General features: G+C 63.2%; 17 protein-coding genes. 8 read left to right on the forward strand and 9 right to left on the reverse strand.

Features of this window, described 5'->3' with window-relative positions; genetic code table 11:
• The first annotated feature begins 94 nt into the window (after positions 1 to 94).
• The 4 genes from infC (at position 95) to RID11_RS08285 (ending at position 2,216) form a co-directional block, all read left to right on the forward strand.
• Positions 95 to 667 (forward strand): translation initiation factor IF-3, encoded by a 573-nt coding sequence (gene infC, locus RID11_RS08270; RefSeq protein ID WP_350137481.1) that lies wholly within the window; start codon positions 95 to 97, stop codon positions 665 to 667.
• Between the two features lie 121 nt (positions 668 to 788).
• Positions 789 to 1,115: a DUF4177 domain-containing protein gene (locus tag RID11_RS08275; protein ID WP_350137483.1), complete on the forward strand. Its 327-nt coding sequence runs from the start codon at positions 789 to 791 to the stop codon at positions 1,113 to 1,115.
• A 167-nt stretch (positions 1,116 to 1,282) separates the two neighbouring features.
• The gene (locus RID11_RS08280) at positions 1,283 to 1,906 is read left to right on the forward strand and encodes a J domain-containing protein (protein ID WP_350137485.1); all 624 of its coding nucleotides are present in this window, start codon (positions 1,283 to 1,285) and stop codon (positions 1,904 to 1,906) included.
• A gap of 103 nt (positions 1,907 to 2,009) precedes the next feature.
• A complete protein-coding gene (locus RID11_RS08285; protein ID WP_350137487.1) occupies positions 2,010 to 2,216 on the forward strand; it encodes a YgaP family membrane protein in 207 nt (68 codons plus the stop codon).
• A 225-nt stretch (positions 2,217 to 2,441) separates the two neighbouring features.
• Here the strand turns inward: RID11_RS08285 and uvrA are convergent, their stop codons facing one another.
• The 7 genes from uvrA to RID11_RS08320 form a co-directional block, all read right to left on the reverse strand.
• Positions 2,442 to 5,324: an excinuclease ABC subunit UvrA gene (uvrA, locus tag RID11_RS08290; RefSeq protein ID WP_350137489.1), complete on the reverse strand. Its 2,883-nt coding sequence runs from the start codon at positions 5,322 to 5,324 to the stop codon at positions 2,442 to 2,444.
• A gap of 97 nt (positions 5,325 to 5,421) precedes the next feature.
• Positions 5,422 to 5,979, reverse strand: coding sequence for a class I SAM-dependent methyltransferase (locus tag RID11_RS08295; RefSeq protein WP_350137492.1), 558 nt, complete (start codon positions 5,977 to 5,979; stop codon positions 5,422 to 5,424).
• 98 nt (positions 5,980 to 6,077) lie between these two features.
• Complete coding sequence (lpdA, locus tag RID11_RS08300; protein ID WP_350137495.1) at positions 6,078 to 7,472, reverse strand: dihydrolipoyl dehydrogenase; 1,395 nt, start codon at positions 7,470 to 7,472, stop codon at positions 6,078 to 6,080.
• A 124-nt stretch (positions 7,473 to 7,596) separates the two neighbouring features.
• The gene (locus RID11_RS08305) at positions 7,597 to 8,175 is read right to left on the reverse strand and encodes a DUF924 family protein (protein WP_350137497.1); all 579 of its coding nucleotides are present in this window, start codon (positions 8,173 to 8,175) and stop codon (positions 7,597 to 7,599) included.
• Positions 8,176 to 8,275: 100 nt separating this feature from the next.
• Complete coding sequence (locus RID11_RS08310) at positions 8,276 to 9,529, reverse strand: MFS transporter (RefSeq protein ID WP_350137499.1); 1,254 nt, start codon at positions 9,527 to 9,529, stop codon at positions 8,276 to 8,278.
• Between the two features lie 67 nt (positions 9,530 to 9,596).
• Positions 9,597 to 10,685 carry a tRNA preQ1(34) S-adenosylmethionine ribosyltransferase-isomerase QueA gene (gene queA / locus RID11_RS08315; protein ID WP_350137501.1) on the reverse strand — a complete coding sequence of 363 codons (1,089 nt, stop codon included), beginning with the start codon at positions 10,683 to 10,685 and terminating at the stop codon, positions 9,597 to 9,599.
• Positions 10,682 to 14,077, reverse strand: a complete 3,396-nt coding sequence (locus RID11_RS08320) for a YhdP family protein (RefSeq protein WP_350137503.1) — start codon at positions 14,075 to 14,077, stop codon at positions 10,682 to 10,684. Before RID11_RS08320 ends, queA begins: the two co-directional genes overlap by 4 nt.
• Positions 14,078 to 14,185: 108 nt before the next feature.
• Between RID11_RS08320 and RID11_RS08325 the strand changes: the two genes are divergently transcribed.
• From RID11_RS08325 to RID11_RS08340, 4 genes are all read left to right on the forward strand, one after another.
• Complete coding sequence (locus RID11_RS08325) at positions 14,186 to 14,641, forward strand: peroxiredoxin (protein WP_350137506.1); 456 nt, start codon at positions 14,186 to 14,188, stop codon at positions 14,639 to 14,641.
• Between the two features lie 20 nt (positions 14,642 to 14,661).
• Positions 14,662 to 15,465: a ferritin-like domain-containing protein gene (locus tag RID11_RS08330; protein WP_350137779.1), complete on the forward strand. Its 804-nt coding sequence runs from the start codon at positions 14,662 to 14,664 to the stop codon at positions 15,463 to 15,465.
• 179 nt (positions 15,466 to 15,644) lie between these two features.
• Positions 15,645 to 16,964: a DUF5930 domain-containing protein gene (locus RID11_RS08335; protein WP_350137508.1), complete on the forward strand. Its 1,320-nt coding sequence runs from the start codon at positions 15,645 to 15,647 to the stop codon at positions 16,962 to 16,964.
• Complete coding sequence (locus RID11_RS08340; RefSeq protein ID WP_350137510.1) at positions 16,954 to 17,502, forward strand: bactofilin family protein; 549 nt, start codon at positions 16,954 to 16,956, stop codon at positions 17,500 to 17,502. The genes RID11_RS08335 and RID11_RS08340 overlap by 11 nt, the downstream gene beginning before the upstream one ends.
• 72 nt (positions 17,503 to 17,574) lie before the next feature.
• On the opposite strand, the gene RID11_RS08345 is transcribed toward RID11_RS08340, so the two are convergent.
• Positions 17,575 to 18,288 (reverse strand): hypothetical protein, encoded by a 714-nt coding sequence (locus tag RID11_RS08345; protein ID WP_350137513.1) that lies wholly within the window; start codon positions 18,286 to 18,288, stop codon positions 17,575 to 17,577.
• A complete protein-coding gene (locus RID11_RS08350; RefSeq protein WP_350137515.1) occupies positions 18,288 to 19,739 on the reverse strand; it encodes a metal-dependent hydrolase family protein in 1,452 nt (483 codons plus the stop codon). Before RID11_RS08350 ends, RID11_RS08345 begins: the two co-directional genes overlap by 1 nt.
• Positions 19,740 to 19,750: the final 11 nt, after the last annotated feature.

Below are 19,750 nucleotides of genomic sequence, written 5' to 3' on the forward strand. Positions count from 1 at the left end.
GGGAAATGGTGACAGTTCGGCTCATATCAGCCGATTTTGCGGCTTGAAAGCCGCCGCACCGCCGTTTACCTTGCACCGTCAAATTCACCCGACAATGTTCAACAATCGAAGGATTGAAGCCATAGCCCGCAGACCCCATAACGCGCCGCCCACTCGTGACACCGGTCCCCGGATCAACGACCGCATCCGCGCCGACGAAATCCGCCTGATCGGAGCAGAAGGCGAGAACGTAGGCGTCGTCACCCCACGCAGGGCGCTAGAGATGGCAGAGGAGGTCGGGCTCGATCTGGTCGAAATCTCGCCAAGCGCCAATCCGCCGGTCTGCAAGATCATGGATTACGGCAAGTACAAGTACGAACAGCAGAAGCGCGAATCCGAAGCACGCAAGAAGCAGAAGATCATCGAGGTGAAGGAGGTCAAGTTTCGGCCCGGCACCGACACTCACGACTACGACGTCAAGATGCGCAATGTGCTGAAATTCCTCGAAGGCGGCGACAAGGTTAAGATCACCCTGCGCTTCCGTGGCCGCGAGATGGCGCATCAGGATCTGGGCCGCAATCTGCTCGAGCGGATCGCCGAGGACGTCAAGGAGGTGGGCCGGGTCGAGAACATGCCCAAGATGGAAGGCCGCCAGATGATCATGATCATCGGACCGGGCGCGAAATAATCCGCCCGGCACCGGAGCCCCACGCGACCCCCGGCCATCGGTCCGGGGGTTTCATTTTGCCCGCTTGCACCGCCCGGCTGATCGCGTAGGATCAGCGACCGTGAACTGATCGGAGCCGTCCATGTCGCAATTCGAATACAAGGTCCTTCCGGCCCCGACCCGCGGCCGCAAGGCTGCCGGAGTCAAGACCCCCGAGGCCCGCTTTGCCCTCGGGCTCGAAGAGACGCTGAACGAGATGGCCCGCGATGGCTGGACCTACCTGCGCAGTGATATCCTGCCAAGCGAGGAACGTCAGGGTCTTACCTCGACCCATACCGTTTATCGCTCGGTTCTGGTCTTTCAGCGCGAGATCAGCGTACGCCGCGTTCCAGAGCCGCCGGTGTTACAAGAGGCGGTGACGGCGGAACCGCTCGCACAGAGCCTCTCCCCATTACCAGATCGCGATTGAAAACCGCAGGGTCTCCGGCTGGTGCCGGGGCACACATGTCAACGGTGACCCCCGGCACCGGTCACCCGCGAAAAAGCGCCGCGCTCGCGGAAAATTTTGCGCTGACCCCCTTCAATTCGACGCGTTTTGGCATACACTCTGCGTCCTGACTCACAAAGGTGTGCTCGATGTCCAAATCAGATCCATTCGGTTTCGATATGTCGGTCTCTTCGGCCAAGAAGAAGAACCCGCGTGGCCGGCGCGGCATGTCGGGTGCATCCGAAACCTCGACCCGCGTCTGCGACCATGACGGCTGCAACGAACCCGGCAAGTATCGCGCGCCCAAGGCGCCGGACGTGCTCGACGACTATTTCTGGTTCTGCCAGCAGCATGTGCGCGAATATAACCTCAAGTGGAACTTCTTCGACGGCACCACCGAGGCGGAACTGAATGCGCAGATGTCCAAGGACAAGGTCTGGGAGCGCGAAACCAAGCGGTTCAACGACCCCGAGGCGCGGGCCTGGGCACGGCTGGGCATCGAGGACCCTCATCAGGTACTGGGCGGCAACGCCACGCAAAACCCCGGCAAGAGGAAGGGCGGCGGGCGCAAGCTGCCCCCCACAGAGCGGCGCGCCATCGAGATCCTCGAGGCCGAGGACACCTGGACCAAGGCGGAACTCCGCAAGGCCTACAAGTCTCTGATCAAAGTGTTGCACCCCGATATCAACGGCGGCGACCGCAGCCAGGAAGAGCAGTTGCAACAGGTCGTCTGGGCCTGGGACCAGATCAAGGACAGCCGCAATTTCAAATGAGCCTCGGGAATGTGACCAGATCACAGACCCGAAGGCGGCAGTCGTGGCACACTTGATGGGTAATTCACTGGCCGGTTCAGGCCGCTACCCGAAAGGTGTCCCCATGCTCAAGAAAAACGTCGGTACGATCGATCGCACATTGCGCATCATCCTCGGACTTGGCCTGCTGGCCGGGTTCTTTCTCAACCGCGAGGGGGCCTATAGCTGGCTCTACCTGATCGGCATCATTCCGCTGGTTACAGGCCTGATGTCGTCCTGCCCGCTCTATTCGATCTTCGGGCTCTCGACCTGCCCCCTAAAGAAGCAGTAAACAATAGGGACGGAGTGCGCCATCACTGGTCAAACTCCAAAGTCGCGTCCCGGCGGGCCATCATTACTCACGGATTAATCCGGGGCTTGCCGGGACGCGCGCATCACCTCATTCGACAAGGTTGCAGCCTTTGTTCCAGTCATCCTCGGGCCCGACCCGAGGATCTCCACGCTCGGTGAGATCGTCCAGTCACCCCGTAGGATGACGTCGAGTGGCGCACCGCCCCTACTCCGCCGCCACCTTGCGCGCGTTCAGCATGTCCTTGAGATAGCGCCCGGTATGGCTGCGCGGCTCCTCCGCAACCACCTCGGGCGTGCCCACGGCGACGATCTCACCACCGCCGTCGCCACCCTCGGGGCCGATGTCGATGATGTGGTCCGCGGTCTTGATGACGTCGAGATTATGCTCGATCACCACCACGGTATTCCCGGCCTCCACCAGCTCGTGCAGTACTTCCAATAGCTTTTTCACATCCTCGAAATGCAGCCCCGTGGTCGGCTCGTCGAGGATATAGAGCGTGCGCCCAGTGGAGCGTTTGGCAAGTTCTTTTGACAGCTTCACCCGCTGCGCCTCGCCACCCGAAAGCGTCGTCGCCTGCTGCCCCACCTTGATATAGCCGAGGCCCACGCGCATCAGCGCATCCATCTTCTCACGGATCGAGGGCACCGCCTTGAAGAACTCCTGCGCCTCTTCCACGGTCATATCAAGAACGTCCGCTATGCTCTTGCCCTTGAAACGAATTTCCAGCGTCTCGCGGTTGTAGCGCGCGCCCTTGCAGGTCTCGCATTCGACATAGACGTCCGGAAGGAAATGCATCTCGATCTTGATCACCCCGTCGCCCTGACACGCCTCGCAGCGCCCGCCCTTGACGTTGAACGAAAACCGCCCCGGCTTGTAGCCGCGCGCCTTGGCCTCGGGCAGCCCGGCAAACCAGTCGCGAATGGGCGTGAAGGCCCCGGTATAGGTCGCGGGGTTACTGCGCGGTGTGCGCCCGATCGGGCGCTGGTCGATGTCGATCACCTTGTCGAGATGCTCCAGCCCCTTGATCGTCTCGCAGGGCGCGGGCGTCTGACGCGCACCGTTAAGACGCATCGAGGCGGTCTTGAACAGCGTCTCGATGGTTAGCGTCGATTTACCCCCGCCCGAGACACCCGTCACGCAGACAAACTTACCCAAAGGAAACTCGGCGGTGACGTCTTGCAGGTTGTTGCCGTTGGCCTTGACCACGGTCAGTTTCTTCTTGTTGCCCTTGCGCCGCTTGGGCGGGACGGCAATCTCGCGCGTGCCCGAGAGGTATTGCCCGGTGATCGAGGCCGGATCGGCGGCGACGTGATCCGGCGTGCCGTGGCTGACCACTTGGCCGCCATGCACCCCCGCCCCCGGGCCGATGTCAAACACGTAATCGGCGGTGCGGATCGCCTCCTCGTCATGTTCGACCACGATCACCGTATTGCCCTGATCGCGCAGGTTGCGCAGCGTCTGCAAGAGCCGCCCGTTGTCACGCTGATGCAGCCCGATGGAGGGCTCGTCGAGCACGTAGAGCACGCCGGTCAGGCCCGACCCGATCTGGCTCGCCAACCTGATCCGCTGGCTCTCGCCCCCGCTGAGCGTGCCGGCGTTGCGGCTAAGCGTCAGATAATCGAGGCCCACATTGTTGAGAAAGCCAAGCCGCTCGCGGATCTCCTTGAGGATCGCGCGGGCGATCTCGTTCTTCTGCTTGCCAAGGTGTTCCGGCACCGTCTCGCACCAATCATAGGCCTCGCGGATCGACATCTGCACCACATGCCCGACATGCAGGCACTCGTCACGCCCGCCTTTGGCGGGACCGATCCGCACCGCCAAAGCCTCTTCCCGCAGCCGGTAGCCGCCACAGGCGCCACAGGGGCGGTTGTTCTGGTAGCGCTCGAATTCCTCGCGAATCCAGTTCGAATCGGTCTCGCGATAGCGCCGCTCCATGTTCGGGATCACCCCCTCGAACACGCGGCTGACCTGATAGACGCGGCCCCCCTCGTCATAGCGGAACGGGATTTCCTCATCGCCCGAGCCATGCAGGAACACCTGTTTCACATGGGCAGGCAGATCCTTCCACGGGGTCGTCTCGTCAAACTCGTAATGCTTGGCGATGGCATTGATGGTCTGGGTGAAGTACGGGCTCTTGCCCTTGCGCCACGGCGCAATTGCCCCGTCACCGATGCGCAGCGCCTCGTCCGGCACGACCAGCTTTTCGTCAAAGAACAACTCCGCCCCCAGCCCGTCACAGTCCGGGCAAGCCCCGAAGGGGGCGTTGAAGGAAAACAGCCGCGGCTCGATCTCTGGGATGGTGAAGCCACTGACCGGGCAGGCGAATTTCTCGGAGAAGGTCATCCGCTCCGGCTCGCCCTCGCGCGGGGCGGTTTCCAGCACGGCGATGCCATCGGCCAGGTCAAGCGCGGTGCGCAGGCTGTCGGCGAGCCGCGTCTCCAACCCCTCCTTCACCACCAACCGGTCAACCACGACATCGACATCGTGGCGGAATTTCTTGTCGAGCGTGGGCGGCTCATCGAGTTCGTAAAATTCACCATCCACCTTGACCCGCTGAAAGCCGGATTTGCGCAGTTCCAGAAATTCCTTGCGATATTCCCCCTTGCGGTCGCGCACGATGGGGGCCAGCAGGTAGGCGCGCGTGCCCTCATCCATCGCCATCACGCGATCCACCATGTCCTGCACCTGCTGCGCCTCGATGGGCAGGCCGGTGGCGGGGGAATAGGGCGTGCCGACGCGGGCAAACAAGAGCCGCATGTAATCGTAAATCTCGGTCACCGTGCCGACGGTCGAGCGCGGGTTCTTCGAGGTCGTCTTCTGCTCGATGGAAATCGCAGGTGACAGCCCGCTGATGTGGTCCACATCCGGCTTTTCCATCATGTCGAGGAATTGCCGCGCATAGGCGCTGAGCGATTCGACATAGCGCCGCTGCCCCTCGGCATAGATCGTGTCGAAGGCGAGCGACGACTTGCCCGAGCCGGAAAGCCCGGTGATCACAACCAGTTGGTCGCGCGGAATATCCACGTCGATATTCTTGAGGTTATGCTCGCGCGCGCCGCGCACCTCGATATATTTCAGATCGGCCATTCTGACCCCCGGGCTTTATCCTCGTCACACATAGAAGAGACGCGGCCCGGGTCCAAGTCAATTGTGCGAACATTACAGGAACGGAGCCCGTAGCCGCCTATTTCTGCGCCAGGGCCCAGGCACAAATCGGGAACTGCGGATCGTTGGTCAGGTCGTCGGTCTCGGGATCATGCGCCGGGGGCCATTGGTCTTCGAGATTACGGGCGGCGGCAGCGCGGTTTCCCCATTGCCGCGCGGTGATCCGGTCCTCGTGAAACCCGGCCTCGATCAGCAGGTTCTTGAGACCCCGCGCGCTCCAGCGCGAACAATCGACCGGGTCGCCATGATAGGGTATGTAGAACGGCACCGCCAGCCAGAACCAGCCATCGGGGCGCAGCATTTCGCGCACATGGCGGGTGGCGGCATAGGGCCGGTCGAGATGTTCCCAGACCTGATTGGCGAGGATAATATCGAATTGCAGCACCGCCCCGCCCTCGCCGGTATAGGGCCCGTTGCAGATGTCGTATTTCGGATAGCGAAACCGGGTATAGCTGCGAAAGCTGTAACGATGCCCGTATTTGCCCGAAATCTCGGCGGCGTCCATTTCTTCGGTATCAAGCGCACGCAGCCAACGGCGCGAGACCTGCTGCATTACGATCCGGTTCAGACTGGCCACGCGGGATCCCCTGTTTACGCTTGTACTTTGCCCCGCAAAGACAAGGGGCGCAAGCCTTGGCCCACGCCCCTCTGCATTCAATGGAACAACTGCCCCGCTCAGATATGGATCACCCGGTCGTAGGCGTCGAGCACGCTTTCATGCATCATCTCGCTGAGCGTCGGATGCGGGAAGACGGCGTGCATCAAATCCTCTTCGGTGGTCTCAAGCTGACGGCCGACCACGTAACCCTGGATGAGCTCGGTCACCTCGGCCCCGATCATATGCGCGCCCAGAAGTTCGCCGGTCTTTTCGTCAAACACCGTCTTGATCATGCCCTCGGCCTCGCCCATGGCGATTGCCTTGCCGTTGCCGATGAAGGGGAAACGGCCAACCTTGATCTTGTGGCCCTTCTCCTTGGCCTGCGCCTCGGTCAGGCCGACACTGGCGACCTGCGGGTGACAATAGGTGCAGCCGGCGATGCTGTCGGGATCGACCGCATGCGGATGCCCGCCCGCGATCAACTCGGCCACCATAACCCCCTCGTGGCTGGCCTTGTGCGCGAGCCACGGCCCGTTGGTCGCGTCCCCGATCACGTAGAGACCCTCGACACCGCTGCGGCAGAACTCGTCGGTCACGACAAAGGATTTCTCGATCTTCGCGCCCAGCTTCTCGAGCCCAAGACCCTCCGTATTGGCGACGATGCCGACGGCGGAGATGACCGAGTCGAACTCGTGCTTCTCGACCTTGCCATCGACCTCGATATGCGCGGTCACCTTGTCCTTGGCGCGGTCCAGCTGCTTGACCATGGCCTTGACCTTGATCTTCATCTTCTGCTTTTCAAAGGCTTTCTTGGCGAAGGCGGAAATCTCGGCATCCTCGACGGGCAGGATGCGGTCCATCACCTCGACCACCGTCGTATCGGCCCCAAGCGTGTTGTAAAAGCTGGCAAATTCGATCCCGATGGCACCCGAGCCGATGACCAAGAGCTTCTTGGGCATATGCGGCGGCACCAGCGCGTGCTTGTAGGTCCAGACCCGTTCACCATCGGCCTCCAGCCCCGGCAATTCGCGCGCCCGCGCGCCGGTGGCCAGCACGATATTCTTCGAGGTCAGCTCCTCGGTGCCCTTGTCGGTCTTGACGCTGACGCGGCCCTTGGCAGGTAGCGTCGCCTCGCCCATCACCACGGTGATCTTGTTCTTCTTCATCAGATGCGCGACGCCCGAACTCAGTTGCTTGGCCACCCCGCGCGAACGTTTTACCACCGCGTCGAGATCATAGCCGATCCCCTCGGCCTTGAGCCCGAATTCCTTGGCGCGATGCATCAAGTGAAACACCTCGGACGAGCGCAGCATCGCCTTGGTGGGGATACAGCCCCAGTTGAGGCAGATGCCACCCATGTGCTCGCGCTCGACGATGGCCACATTGAGGCCCAGTTGCGCGCCCCGGATCGCGGCGACATAGCCGCCCGGCCCGGCCCCGATCACGATCATGTCATAGCTGTTCGACGCCATGTGGCCCTCCGCTTGCAAATTTAGTTTGGTATTAAACTATTTTTGGAACGATCACAACGCGCCAAAGCCCACCGGTTGCGCAAACACCCGGCAGACGCCTGTTTTCTCTGGCTTGAGGATCGCTTCAGGCGTCCGCCATCACCTGACGCAACGTGGCCCCGTATCCGCCTTCGGCCTCATAGGCACGCTCCAACGCGGTAGAGGGACGCGCCAAAGCCTCGTTGCGATAGGGAAAGCGTCCGAACTGGCGGATCACTTCGCGATGCGCGCGCGCATGCGTCATGTTCTCGGGGCCCTGCTCCGGCATCCGCTCGCAGATCAGGCGCACGCAACGCTCCTGATCACACAGATTCTCGGAATGCATCAGCGGCACATAGAAGAATTGCCGTGCCGGCTCATCGATCTTGAAATCCCAGCCCCGGTTGATCGCCACCTTCGCCGCCGCAAGCGCCGCCTTGTCGGTGGCAAAGGCCCGTGCCTCATTGCGGAACATGTTGCGTGGAAACTGATCGGTCAGGATGATATAGGCGAGCGTGCCGGTCGGATAGGTCAGCCAGAGGCTATAAGCCCCCGCGCGGGCGTTTTCCCAACCACTTTGAAATCGCTCTCGCACGGTGGCGTCCAATGTATCGCACGCCTTGTACCACCCTTGCGGACCCACCTCGTCCAACCAGAACCCAAGAACATCTTCGGGCGAAACCATAGGACTCTCCTCATTCCCCTATGACAATAAAATGACGTTAACGCGAGTTAACCGCACTTTCACAGTAAAATAATACTTCAAGAGGGACATAAACACCGGATTACCCCTGATTTTCGTCCTGTGCACTCTCGATGGCGACTTCCTGCGCAAATTCGACGGCCATTGGTGAAGATGACGGCGAGACCGGCATATAGCTCTCGGTCTGTGCCACCGTCGGTGCCGCGCGCTGCGTCATACGGTAGATCGCATAGGCCACCATCGCGAACATGAGTATGGCGATATAGAGGAAATACCCCCCCGGCCCGATGGCCCCCATCATCCAGCCCACCATCAGCGGCCCGGCGATTGCGCCCAATCCGTTGATGAACACCATGCCGCCCGCCGCAGCGGCCATATCGTCATGATCGAGAAAGTCATTGGTATACGCGATCAGCAGGGAATAGAGCGGGTTCGACGAACCTCCGACCAACACCGCCGCGAGCAGCAAGAACCAGAAATTGTCGCCCAGCATCATGCCGACCACGCCACCCAGACCGGTGACAAGCGACACGGCCGCGATCAGCTTGCGCCGGTCCATCCGGTCCGACAGCCAGCCAAGCGGGTATTGCGCCACAACCGCCGCCACGTAGAAGGACGCAACGAAGGTCGAAATCTCACCGACGCTCAGCCCCGCCTCGGCCCCGTAGACTGCCGCCATGCCGAATTGCGCGGCAAACACTCCGCCGGTGAGCAGCATGCCGACGCAGCCCAATGGCGAGATCTTCATGATCTGACGCAGCGACAGCGGCTTGGTCGTGTCAAAGGCGGGCGTCGGGCTGACCGACAGCAGGATCGGCGCAAAGGCCAGTGACACCAGCACCGACGGGATCACGAAGAGCACATATCCCGACGGATCGGCCAGCACCATGATACCCTGCGCCGACACGATGCCGACCATCTGCACCATCATGTAAAGCGACAATGCCTTGCCACGCGTTTCATTGCTCGCGGAATTGTTGAGCCAGCTTTCCGCCGTGACATAGACGCCCGAAAAACAAAACCCGATCAGCACCCGGCCGACCGACCAGGCCCAGGGTTCCGTCACCGTGGGATAAAGGATCAGCACGGCCGAGATCATCGAACCAAGCGCGGCGAAGACCCGCACATGACCGACCCGGCGGATCATCTCGGGGGCCAATCGTGATCCGAACAGGAATCCGAGGAAATAGGACGACATCACGATCGACATCTCGAGGGTCGAAAATCCTTCGAGCGCCCCCCGGATACCCAGAAGCGTGCCCTGCATGCCATTGCCCACCTGCAAGAGCATCATGCCCAGAAGCAGCGCCCAAGCCCCCGACAATACCTGAAACATCGCGTCTCTCCGTCAGCCCGCCCCAGCCTCGCAAGGCCCGGGTGCGCGCGTCTGTGTCAATCGCGACTCAATCTGTCGCGCCTGTAACCCGCCTGTCAGGGTTTGGTGGCGGTATCAACAGCGAAGCGTCGCCATAGGAAAAGAAGCGATATTCCTGCGCCACGGCATGCGCGTATATGCGCCGGATTCTGTCCTGCCCCATAAGCGCCGCAACCAGCATCATCAGCGTCGACTTGGGCAGGTGGAAATTGGTCATCAGCGCATCCGTGACGCGGAACTCGAACCCCGGATAAATGAAGATATCGGTATCGCCCTCCCACGCCGTAATCTCGCCAGTGGCGCGAGCCGCCGTCTCGATCAGGCGCAGGGCGGTTGTGCCCACAGGGATGATCCGTTCACCCGCCGCTCGGGTGGCGGCGATCTCGGCGGCGGCCTGCGCGCTCACCTCGCCCCATTCGGCATGCATCTTGTGGGTGGTGACGTCCTCCACCTTGACCGGTAGAAAGGTGCCCGCCCCCACATGCAGCGTGACATGGGTAAAGACCACACCCCGCGCGCGCAGATCATCCAACACGACCTCGTCGAAATGCAGCGAGGCCGTGGGCGCGGCCACCGCCCCCGCGTTGCGCGCCCAGATCGTCTGATAATCCTCGCGATCCTGAGCATCAGCCGGCCGCTTGGCGGCGATATAGGGCGGCAACGGCATGGCCCCTGCGGCATCAAGCGCCGCGTCAAAATCATCGCCGGTCAGGTTGAAGCGCAGCCATCCCTGCCCGTCCTCCTTCACCTCAAGCACCGCCGAGAGCGCATCGGAAAACACGATCTCCTCGCCCTCGCGCACTTTTCTCAGCGGCTTGATCAGCGCAGACCACGTGCCGTCCGCCCCGGGCTCCAGCAGCGTCACCTCGATCTTCGCATCGCCCTCGCCCGGCGCGCCGTGGCGATGTCGCCTGCCCGTCAGTCGAGCCGGAATGACCTTGGTGTCGTTGAGCACCAGCCGGTCCCCCGGCCGCAGCCACTGGCCGAGATCGGTCACGTGGGCATCATGGATGGCACCCCCCTGCGCCACCAGAAGCCGCGCCGACCGGCGCGGGCGCGTGGGCCGAGTAGCAATCAGCGTCTGCGGCAGGTCAAAGTCGAAATCAGTCAGTTTCATCGGTCAATTCTATCGTAGGGCGGTGTTCTATTCTCGGACTCGCCCTGCCCCGATTGCCGCGACGTTGCCGGAGGACCGCCCCCCTCGACTGTCGGTGCAGGCCTGCGGAACATCTCGCGCAGGAACCCCGGCGTCAGGGCCGACAGGGGATTGACCCCGACCTCGGGGTCCGAGGCGGGCCCCTTGAGCGTATAATTGAACCCGATAAGCCCCTCGCCACGCCGCGTAAAGACTTCGCCGACAGCATTCAGCACATAGACCGGCGAGATGACGCCCTGCATGTCCATCCGCTTGCTCGCCAGATTGTAGAACCCGTCCATCGAAATCCCCACCGACGCCCCGACAGCACTCCCTTCAAGCAGGGTCAGCCGCGTAGGCGTCAGGCGAAAACGCGCATCGACGCTACCGAAATGCAGACCCTGGCCAGAGAACTGCTCCAACAGGCCCACGACGCTGATCGTGTTCAAAAGCGCAGCAAGGGCCGGGGCCTCTCTGACGCGCAATTGCTGGATCGCCAGAACGCCGTCATAGCTGCCCGGCTCGGGCGCGGGGGTCAGGATCAGTTCCATCGACCCATCGCGCGCCTGCTTGAGCAGCCCCGCCGCCGCCAGCACACTTCCGGCATCATCGCTGCGGATGCGAAACGCACTGCGCCCCTGCATCGGCACCACGTCGCCACTGATCGGCGTGATCCCGTTAAGCTGCCCGGTGAAGCTGCCCTTGGTGCCGCCTGCCGTGTTCAGTTCCCCGCGAAACTGCGTCAGGGCCAGCGTATCGGACACCTGCAACCGGTCGAGCCGCAGCGTGACCGGACCACCGCCGCCCGCGCCGCCACCCTCGCCCATGAGCGAGGTTTGCCGCAGGTCGACCTGTCCGCCCGCCACCTCTATCTTTGGTGTCGCACCCGGCCCGCGCCCGATGAGCGACACTGGAGCATTCAACCAATCACCGATCTCGACGCCGGTGAAATCGGCCCGCGCCAATCCGCCTTGCGGATTGATCGTCACCGATCCCGTCGCGCGCAGCCCCGCCGCATTCACGCTTACCCCGTCAATCCGGGGCGGCTGTTCGGGCCCGCCCAATTGCCCGGTCACATCCAGCCGCCCGGTGCCCCCCTGGCTGAGGGCCCAGCCAAGCTGTGGGATGCGCAGGCCAATTCCTGCCAGATCCGATGTCAGCGCGAATTGCCCCGGATTGCCCTTGCCGAAACCGATCTCGATCTCGCCCCAACCCGCCCCCGACAGGCTTCCGGGCGGCAATCCGATCTCGAACTCATCGACAAACCGTTCCGACAGTTCGATCTGCCCGCGCACCCGGCTTTTGCCGCCCGTGTTCGGGCCGAGCGCCATGCTCCAATCGCCTGACAGCGGCACGGCACCGATCTGCGCCTCCCCGCCGATCTGAATACGCTCGTTGCTGGCCTCGACCTCCAGCAAACCCGCCGTCAGCACCCGCCCCTCGACCAGCGCCTCCGAGCGCACGTCATGCAACACCCCCTGTGCCTCGAAGGCGACTTCCTCGGGCGTCAGCTTATCCTTGAGCAGAAAGTTGAGATCGCCCTTCAGGCGCGCCCGCCCATCGGCCAGCGTTACCGGCTGCCCCGCCTTTGTCAAAAAGCGGAACGGCGGCGCATCCAGCAGCGACAGCGCGGCTGTGATCGTGCTGTCGGTATTCATATGCGCCTGCGCGGGGCTTTGCTTGATGCGCAGGTCCGGGATCGAAAAGGTCGTGCCCGAGATGTCGATACGCCCGCCCTGCGCCGCCGTGACATGGCCCCCCTCGGCATGCACCACAAAGCGGTTATCGCGGATCGAAGCATGGCCCTTGGCCCCCTCGATGGGCGGCACGTCGCGCACGTATACCGCACTCAGGTCCTCAAAATCAAAACCAAGAAAGACCTCGGGCAGCGCCCCCGCCTCGGCGCGCAGCGCCAGTTGAATGTCGCTCAGCGTGGCCTTGAGAATGTTGTCGACCATCCAATCACGGGTCTTGGGCTTGACCGCCTCCGGCCACAGCGCCAACAAACGCTCGGGCGCGATGGCGTCCATCACCCCCTCCAGCGACAGCGCCCAGCCGTCGCTCTGGCCGCGCACCTCACCGTTCAGGCGCAGGGTCTTGCCCTGATCATTCAGGCGAAACGCCCCGAGGGACAGCACGAAAGGCTCCAGTTGCAGGCGCAGATCCAGCGACGCGCCCTCGAAGGACACCGGCTCGGGGTAGACCTCGGCCGGGTCGGCCACGATCTCCCCGAACGCGATCTGCGCCTGCAATTCGCGGGGCCAGCCATCCTCCATCCCCACCAGTCGCGCCGTGCCCTCGGCGCGCGCGCGCCCCCAGCTGCTATCGACCGACAATTCGGTAAAGCGGATTTCCTGCGTCGCGGGATCATAGGTGAAATAGCTGCGCGCGGCCTCGAACGGGATCGGCGAGGTCGCGGGATTGGGCTGGAGCACGCCAGCCTCGATCTGCAACGTGGCATTGAGCGGGCCAAGCCGCCCGTCACCATCGACCGCCGCACGCAGCGCCCCAGAGATCGGCGCATCAAGCGCGGCAAGCCAGGCAAGCGCTGGCGATTGCCCGGCGATCTCACCTGCTGGCATATCCTCGAACCGCACGCCGAAATCCGCCGCCGTGGCCCCGATCGCGGTGGTGTAGTTCACCTCGATCGAGGTGGCATATTCGCGCGCACCCAGAACCGTCACATTGCCGCGCAGCGTGACCTGATCGCCCTCGCGGCCCAGACGCAATTCGCCACCATCGGCAGACCACGCCCGGCCCGCGCGCGCATCCTCGTAGCGCAGGCTCAGGTTTTCCACCAGAACCTCGCGCAGCGAGGCCAGCTGCGGCTGCGCCAGAACCGCGCCGATCTGTTCGGTGACAGAGCCCTCCAAGGCCTCACCAGCCCCCTCGACCGCGACCGACAACTCGCCCGAGGCACGGCGGCGCAGCACCAGCCGCCCGCCATCGGCCCGCACGGTCGACGGACGCACCTGACCCTGCAACAGCGCCCCACGCGACAGCGACACCTCCAGCGCCGCCAGATCGGCCAGCCGCCGCCCGCTCTCGTCGTCAAAGGAGACTTCCCGCAAGGCGATGCGCGGCACCATGTCCGGCCCAAGGCTCAGCCCAAGTTCCTCGAAACGCAGCACATAGCCCGTCAGGCCACGATTGATACGGTCACTCAGATCGGCCCTGATCCAGCCCGGGGCCGTGACCCCCGCCGCCAGAACCGCAAGCAGCGCCAGCACCAGAACGAGCGCCAGCACCGAACAGCCGAAACAGAATTGGCCAAGATGATGCAACAGGCCACGCCGCCCCTCGCGCCCGCGCGCGTCCGCTTCCGCTTCCGCCTTGCCCGGCGTGCGATCTTCTGGCCGTTCTGTTTCGCTCATATTTTTCGGTCGGGCACCTTATCCGCGTCCCGTCTCTGCCTCATGCCTTTATTCTCGTCTGTTGCGGTCTAATATGGAACTCACAATTTTTCATCAAAGGGAAAGCAAATGTCCGACACCTCCGCCCCCGATTTCACCCTGCCGCGCGATGGCGGCGAAAGCGTGACCCTCTCTACCCTTCGCCCGCACGCTGTGGTGCTGTTCTTCTATCCGCGCGATGACACCTCGGGCTGCACCAAGGAGGCGGTCGGCTTTTCCGGCCTGCAGGCCGAGTTCGAGGCCGCTGGTGCCGTCGTTATGGGCATTTCCAAGGACAGCGTTGCCAGCCACGACAAATTCCGCGACAAGCACGGGCTCACGGTGCCGCTGCTGTCGGATGCCGACAGCGAGGTCTGCGAGGCGTTCGGCGTCTGGAAGGAAAAGAGCATGTATGGCAAGAAATTCATGGGCATCGAACGCTCGACCTTCCTGATCGACGGCGAGGGCCGCATCGCGCGCGAATGGCGCAAGGTGAAGGTGCCCGGTCATGCCGAAGAGGTGCTCGACGCGGTGCGCGCATTGTGAGTGCCAAGACCCTTGCAGAGATGGCCGTCGAAGTGCTGAGCACAGCCGACGGGCGCGCCAAGACGGCGCTGTCGCGGACCCATGCGGCCGCGTGGTTCGCCGCGCGCGCGGCGGGCCGCGACATTCCCCTCGGCCATGCCGCACCACCATCGCAACCGGCGCGCCCCGACCGGCCCGAACTGCTTGACCCGCGCGAGGTGCCCCGCCGCCGCCCCGGCTCGGACAAGGGGCGCATCGCCATGCTGCACGCGGTCGCGCATATCGAACTGAACGCCGTTGACCTGCACTGGGACATCATCGCGCGGTTCACCGACACACCGATGCCCATGGGATTCTACGATGACTGGGTAAAATCTGCGGATGAGGAATCCAAGCATTTCAACCTGATATGTGATTGCCTTGAGGAAATGGGCAGCCACTATGGGGCCCTGCCCGCCCATGCCGGCATGTGGCGCGCCGCCGAGGATACCGCCGATGACCTGATCGGCCGCCTTGCCGTGGTGCCGATGGTTCTCGAGGCGCGCGGTCTCGACGTCACCCCCGGCATGATCGCGATTTTCGAGCGCGCAGGTGCCACCCGTGCGGTCGACGCGATGCAGGTAATCTACGCCGAAGAAGTGCATCACGTCGCCTATGGCTCCAAGTGGTTCCATTTCCTCTGTGGCCGCCACGATCTCGATCCCAAGGAGGTGTTTCACGATCTGGTCCGGCGCTATTTCCACGGTGCGCTCAAGCCGCCCTTCAACGAGGAAAAGCGCGCCGAGGCCGGGCTACCCCCGGACTTCTACTGGCCTCTGGCCGAGAGCGCCACAACGCTCGGTTGAGACAGGCCGCCGAATATAGGCGATTTTCCGCCAACTTGGCGGGAAACGGCCCAGATACCCCCCGATTTGGTCAAATTTCTTGCCCAAGGTTTGCCCACTGGCTAAGCAATGGCCCAAGGCGTCGCTTTCAGGCATCAAGAACGCCGCGAACTGGACGGGCAATTAGGGACAAAGACCGCGTGCGAACACGACTGGGCATAAGACTTCATTCACTCCTGGAGCGCTACTTTCCCGAAAGACGGGTCTTTCTGCGTTCCGATACCGACACACGCTTCATCCGGCTTGGCCCCGCGACACAGCTCATTGCCTGTGGCGGCGCGGCGGCCATTGTCGCATGGGCGATCATCGCGACCTCGGTGCTGGTGATGGATTCGATCGGGGCGGGAAATTTCCGCGAACAGGCCAAGCGCGAGTTGCAGACCTATGAAATGCGTCTCAACGCGCTCGCCGACGAACGTGACAAGCGCGCGCAAGAGGCGCTTGCCGCGCAGGAACGGTTCAGCTTCGCACTCGAACAGATTTCCATCATGCAGTCCGAACTTCTCGCCTCCGAAACCCGGCGGCAGGAGCTGGAAACCGGCATCGAGGTTATCCAGGCCACGCTGCGCCGCACCATGACCGAGCGCGAAGACGCACAGCAAGAAGCAGAACGCCTGGCCAACGCGCTCGATGCAGGCGGTGCCCAGGCCCCCGGCGAGAACGGCAGCGCGACGGGTGACAGCACGGTGAACTTCCTGTCCGCCGCCCTCGCCGACGCCGCCGAGGCGCGCGACCAGACCATTGCCGATGCGCAGGAGGCGCTCGTCCGGGCCGACGAAATGGCCTATGAACTGCGGCTTTTGCAGGACCAGAACGACCAGATTTTCAGCCAGCTCGAAGACGCGATGGCGATCTCTGTCGAACCGCTCGACAAAATGTTCCGCGCAGCCGGGCTCAATACCGACCGGCTGCTCGACACGGTACGCCGGGGCTATTCCGGTCAGGGCGGTCCGCTGATGCCCGCCTCCTTCTCGACGCGCGGCGAAACGCTTTCGCCCGATGCTGAACGTGCCAACCGCATCCTGGGCCGACTCGACGAGCTTAACCTCTACCGGCTCGCCGCCGAAAAAGCCCCCTTCGCCCTGCCCGTCAAAAGCGGCTTCCGCTTCACCTCGGGCTACGGAATGCGGTGGGGCCGCCTGCATGCGGGCACAGATTTCGCGGCACCGCACGGCACACCCATCTATGCCACGGCTGACGGCGTCGTCGGCCACGCGGGCTGGCAGTCGGGCTATGGTCGGCTCGTGAAGATCGACCATGCCTTCGGTATCGAGACCCGCTATGCCCATATGTCCCGAATCCGCGTGCAGCCCGGTCAAAGGGTCTCGCGCGGAGATAGAATTGGTGATATGGGCAACACAGGACGGTCCACCGGCACCCATCTGCACTACGAAGTCCGCGTGGACGGCAAGGCCGTCAACCCCATGACCTACATCAAGGCAGCGAAAAATGTTTTCTAAGAGCAAGATCAACGAACCCGCGCAGAAACCCGCCGAGAGCAAACCGGCAAGCTCCGAGAACCGTCTCGACAGCGCGCGCCCCGACAGCAACACCGGCGAGTTCAAGGCCCAGGCCCCCAAGGCCAAGCCGCCCGCCTCGGTTCTGTCAACCGACCTGCACATCACCGGCAACCTCAAGACTACCGGCGATATCCAGGTCGAGGGCACGATCGAGGGCGATATTCGCGCGCATTTGCTGACCATCGGCGAAGGTGCCACGATCAAGGGCGAGGTGATCGCCGACGACGTGGTGATCAATGGCCGCATCGTCGGCCGCGTGCGCGGTCTCAAGGTGCGACTCACCTCCACCGCCCGGGTCGAGGGTGACATCATCCACAAGACCATCGCGATCGAGAGCGGCGCACATTTCGAAGGCTCGGTGCAGCGCCAGGACGATCCGCTCTCGGGCAACAAATCCGCCGCCAAACCGGCGCAGACGCAGGCACAGGCCCCGGCCCAACAGCCCGCCGCAAAACCTGCGGATGCCAAGCAGGGCTGACCTGCCGAAAATCGCTGAAAGGTGCCCAGCCCCGGTTGAGGCACCTTTTTCATGCGCCTCAGAATTGCAGGCTCAGTCCCAGGATCGGACCCGAGAAACTCCCCTCGAAACCGGCTCCTGACTTGTCGTAATCGACATAGAGATCCGGTAGCCTGCCGAGAGGAAAAGCTGCTCACGCGCCTGCCAGTTAACCGTCGCGAAAAGCTGCGACGTCAGGTCTGAGCCGACGCCGAAGCCACCGATATCGGCATACCCAATCACCGACCAGCGGTCCGACAAGCGTATATTCGTACGTGCCGCCAGAATCGGGTCGGTGAAGCTCACCGAAAGGCCACGCGCCAGCCCCGGTACGGGTGTGGTGGCGCGTGCGTCAATGTCCCAATGCCGGAGGCCGACAAGGTAATCAACGTTGGCTCTCTCTTGATCAAGCGCCCGGTATCCTGCCGCCAGCGTCAGCGAGGACTGCTCCAACCGTCCACGCACGGGCAACCCCAAACCGGGCACGACCCCGCCGCGCGAACTGCGCGAGGTGGAGTAGTCGCCGATCGCCACGAACCGGTCATGACGGAAAAACCCCGAAAGGAAAAACGCGCTGTCGAGATCCTCCAGCACCTCTGACAGCCCTTCCTCGAATCGCAACGATGGCCCACCCGCGACCGGCGTAACGGTCCCACCGACGCCCGTGCCCCAAATATAAGGGGTGACCTGAAACACCCGATCCTGCGCCATCGCAGGCGACACGAGGCTGAGCGCGACGGCGCAGGACATGATCAACCGCCGTGTCATCACAGCGCCTCCTTCACGATCGCTCCGTCTTTCATAATCAGCGCAAGACTCTGATCCGGTGTATCCAGCCAGTCGAGCCCCGCCTCGGGATCGCCCGCAACAACCAGAAGATCGGCCAGCGCCCCCTCTTCGATCACGCCAAGCCGCCCTTCGTAAGATGCAAGCGCGCCCGACAACGCCAATAGCTCACCCGCCGCCCCCGTCGCCATACGCAGCGCCTCCAGCGGGTCCATGAAGCGCGTGAGCTTGGCCAGTTGGCGCCCCTGGGTCTCAGCCCCCGCCGGGTTCATCAAAACATCGGTGCCAAAGGCCATATTGACGCCCTCGGCCCGGCCCATGTCGAAGGCTTGCACCGTGCCGGTGGCGACCTCATCAGCCTTGGCCTGCTGGCGCGGGTCGGATTTGGGGTTGGCATCCTCATCGGCAAGAAACGGCTGGATCGACCACCACGCCCCCTCGTCGCGCATCATGCGCGCGGTTTCCAGATCGGCAAGCTGTCCGTGCTCGATGGATTTGACGCCCGCACGCAAACACCGCTGAATCCCTTTCGCCGTATAGACATGGGCGCAGACATACGTGCCCCAATCGGCGGCCGCTTCGACGGCGGCGCGCATCTCGTCTTCGGTGAATTGCAGGCTTTCGAGCGGATCGTAGAGCGAGGTGACACCGCCCCCCGCCATGATCTTGATCTGGCTCGCCCCTTTCATCAACTGCTCGCGCGCGCGCCGCAATACCTCTGCCCGCCCGTCGGCAATCGCCGCCACTCCGGCTTTCTCGATATAGTGCAGGTCGCCATCAGCTCGGGGCAAATCGCCCACCATCCGGAAATCGCCATGCCCCGAGGTCTGCGAGATCATCGCGCCCGAGGCCAGAATGCGCGGCCCCGGCACTACCCCGCGATCAATCGCCAGCTTCAGGCCAAAGGCCGGCCCGCCTGTGTCGCGCACGGTGGTAAAGCCGCGCATCAGCGTCGCCTGCGCCTGCTGCCCGGCCATCAGATGCACGAAACCGATATCAGCGCTCATCGCCTGAAGCTGCGTCACCCCCACGAGGGTGCTGTGCCAGTGCGAATCTATAAGACCGGGAATCACCGCTCGGCCCCCGCAATCAATGCGCCGGGCCTCCTCCGGCCCCTGACCGGCGTGCAGAATCGCTGCGATACGTCCCCCCTTGATCAGGATGTCGCGCCCGTCCTGCATGGCAAGGCGGCTGCCATCGAAATAGCGAAGGTTGGTGAGCAATAGCGGCTGTCCCGCGCCCTGACCATGGGCTGGCTCCGGTCCAAGGCCAAATCCGGCGAACAGCCCCAAGACCGCCGCCATACCGCCCAGCATCTCGCGCCGCCGCAAATCGGCCTCGATGCGGGCAAAGGCGGCTTGGGTCTGCGGCGACCCACAAAGACAATGATCGAGTGTTCCTTGCGCCGACGCGGCACTACAGATCTGGCACATTGGGATGGCGT

The organism is Roseovarius sp. (assembly GCF_040219995.1).
GTDB lineage: Bacteria > Pseudomonadota > Alphaproteobacteria > Rhodobacterales > Rhodobacteraceae > Roseovarius.

What these genes read in the sequence shown, in the direction of transcription:
- infC (WP_350137481.1), top strand. Translation starts at nt 95, where the DNA reads ATGTTCAACAATCGAAGGATTGAAGCCATAGCCCGCAGACCCCATAAC.
- RID11_RS08275 (WP_350137483.1), top strand. Translation starts at nt 789, where the DNA reads ATGTCGCAATTCGAATACAAGGTCCTTCCGGCCCCGACCCGCGGCCGC.
- RID11_RS08280 (WP_350137485.1), top strand. Translation starts at nt 1,283, where the DNA reads ATGTCCAAATCAGATCCATTCGGTTTCGATATGTCGGTCTCTTCGGCC.
- RID11_RS08285 (WP_350137487.1), top strand. Translation starts at nt 2,010, where the DNA reads ATGCTCAAGAAAAACGTCGGTACGATCGATCGCACATTGCGCATCATC.
- uvrA (WP_350137489.1), bottom strand. Translation starts at nt 5,324, where the DNA reads ATGGCCGATCTGAAATATATCGAGGTGCGCGGCGCGCGCGAGCATAAC.
- lpdA (WP_350137495.1), bottom strand. Translation starts at nt 7,472, where the DNA reads ATGGCGTCGAACAGCTATGACATGATCGTGATCGGGGCCGGGCCGGGC.
- RID11_RS08305 (WP_350137497.1), bottom strand. Translation starts at nt 8,175, where the DNA reads ATGGTTTCGCCCGAAGATGTTCTTGGGTTCTGGTTGGACGAGGTGGGT.
- RID11_RS08310 (WP_350137499.1), bottom strand. Translation starts at nt 9,529, where the DNA reads ATGTTTCAGGTATTGTCGGGGGCTTGGGCGCTGCTTCTGGGCATGATG.
- queA (WP_350137501.1), bottom strand. Translation starts at nt 10,685, where the DNA reads ATGAAACTGACTGATTTCGACTTTGACCTGCCGCAGACGCTGATTGCT.
- RID11_RS08320 (WP_350137503.1), bottom strand. Translation starts at nt 14,077, where the DNA reads ATGAGCGAAACAGAACGGCCAGAAGATCGCACGCCGGGCAAGGCGGAA.
- RID11_RS08325 (WP_350137506.1), top strand. Translation starts at nt 14,186, where the DNA reads ATGTCCGACACCTCCGCCCCCGATTTCACCCTGCCGCGCGATGGCGGC.
- RID11_RS08330 (WP_350137779.1), top strand. Translation starts at nt 14,662, where the DNA reads ATGGCCGTCGAAGTGCTGAGCACAGCCGACGGGCGCGCCAAGACGGCG.
- RID11_RS08340 (WP_350137510.1), top strand. Translation starts at nt 16,954, where the DNA reads ATGTTTTCTAAGAGCAAGATCAACGAACCCGCGCAGAAACCCGCCGAG.
- RID11_RS08345 (WP_350137513.1), bottom strand. Translation starts at nt 18,288, where the DNA reads ATGACACGGCGGTTGATCATGTCCTGCGCCGTCGCGCTCAGCCTCGTG.
- RID11_RS08350 (WP_350137515.1), bottom strand. Translation starts at nt 19,739, where the DNA reads ATGTGCCAGATCTGTAGTGCCGCGTCGGCGCAAGGAACACTCGATCAT.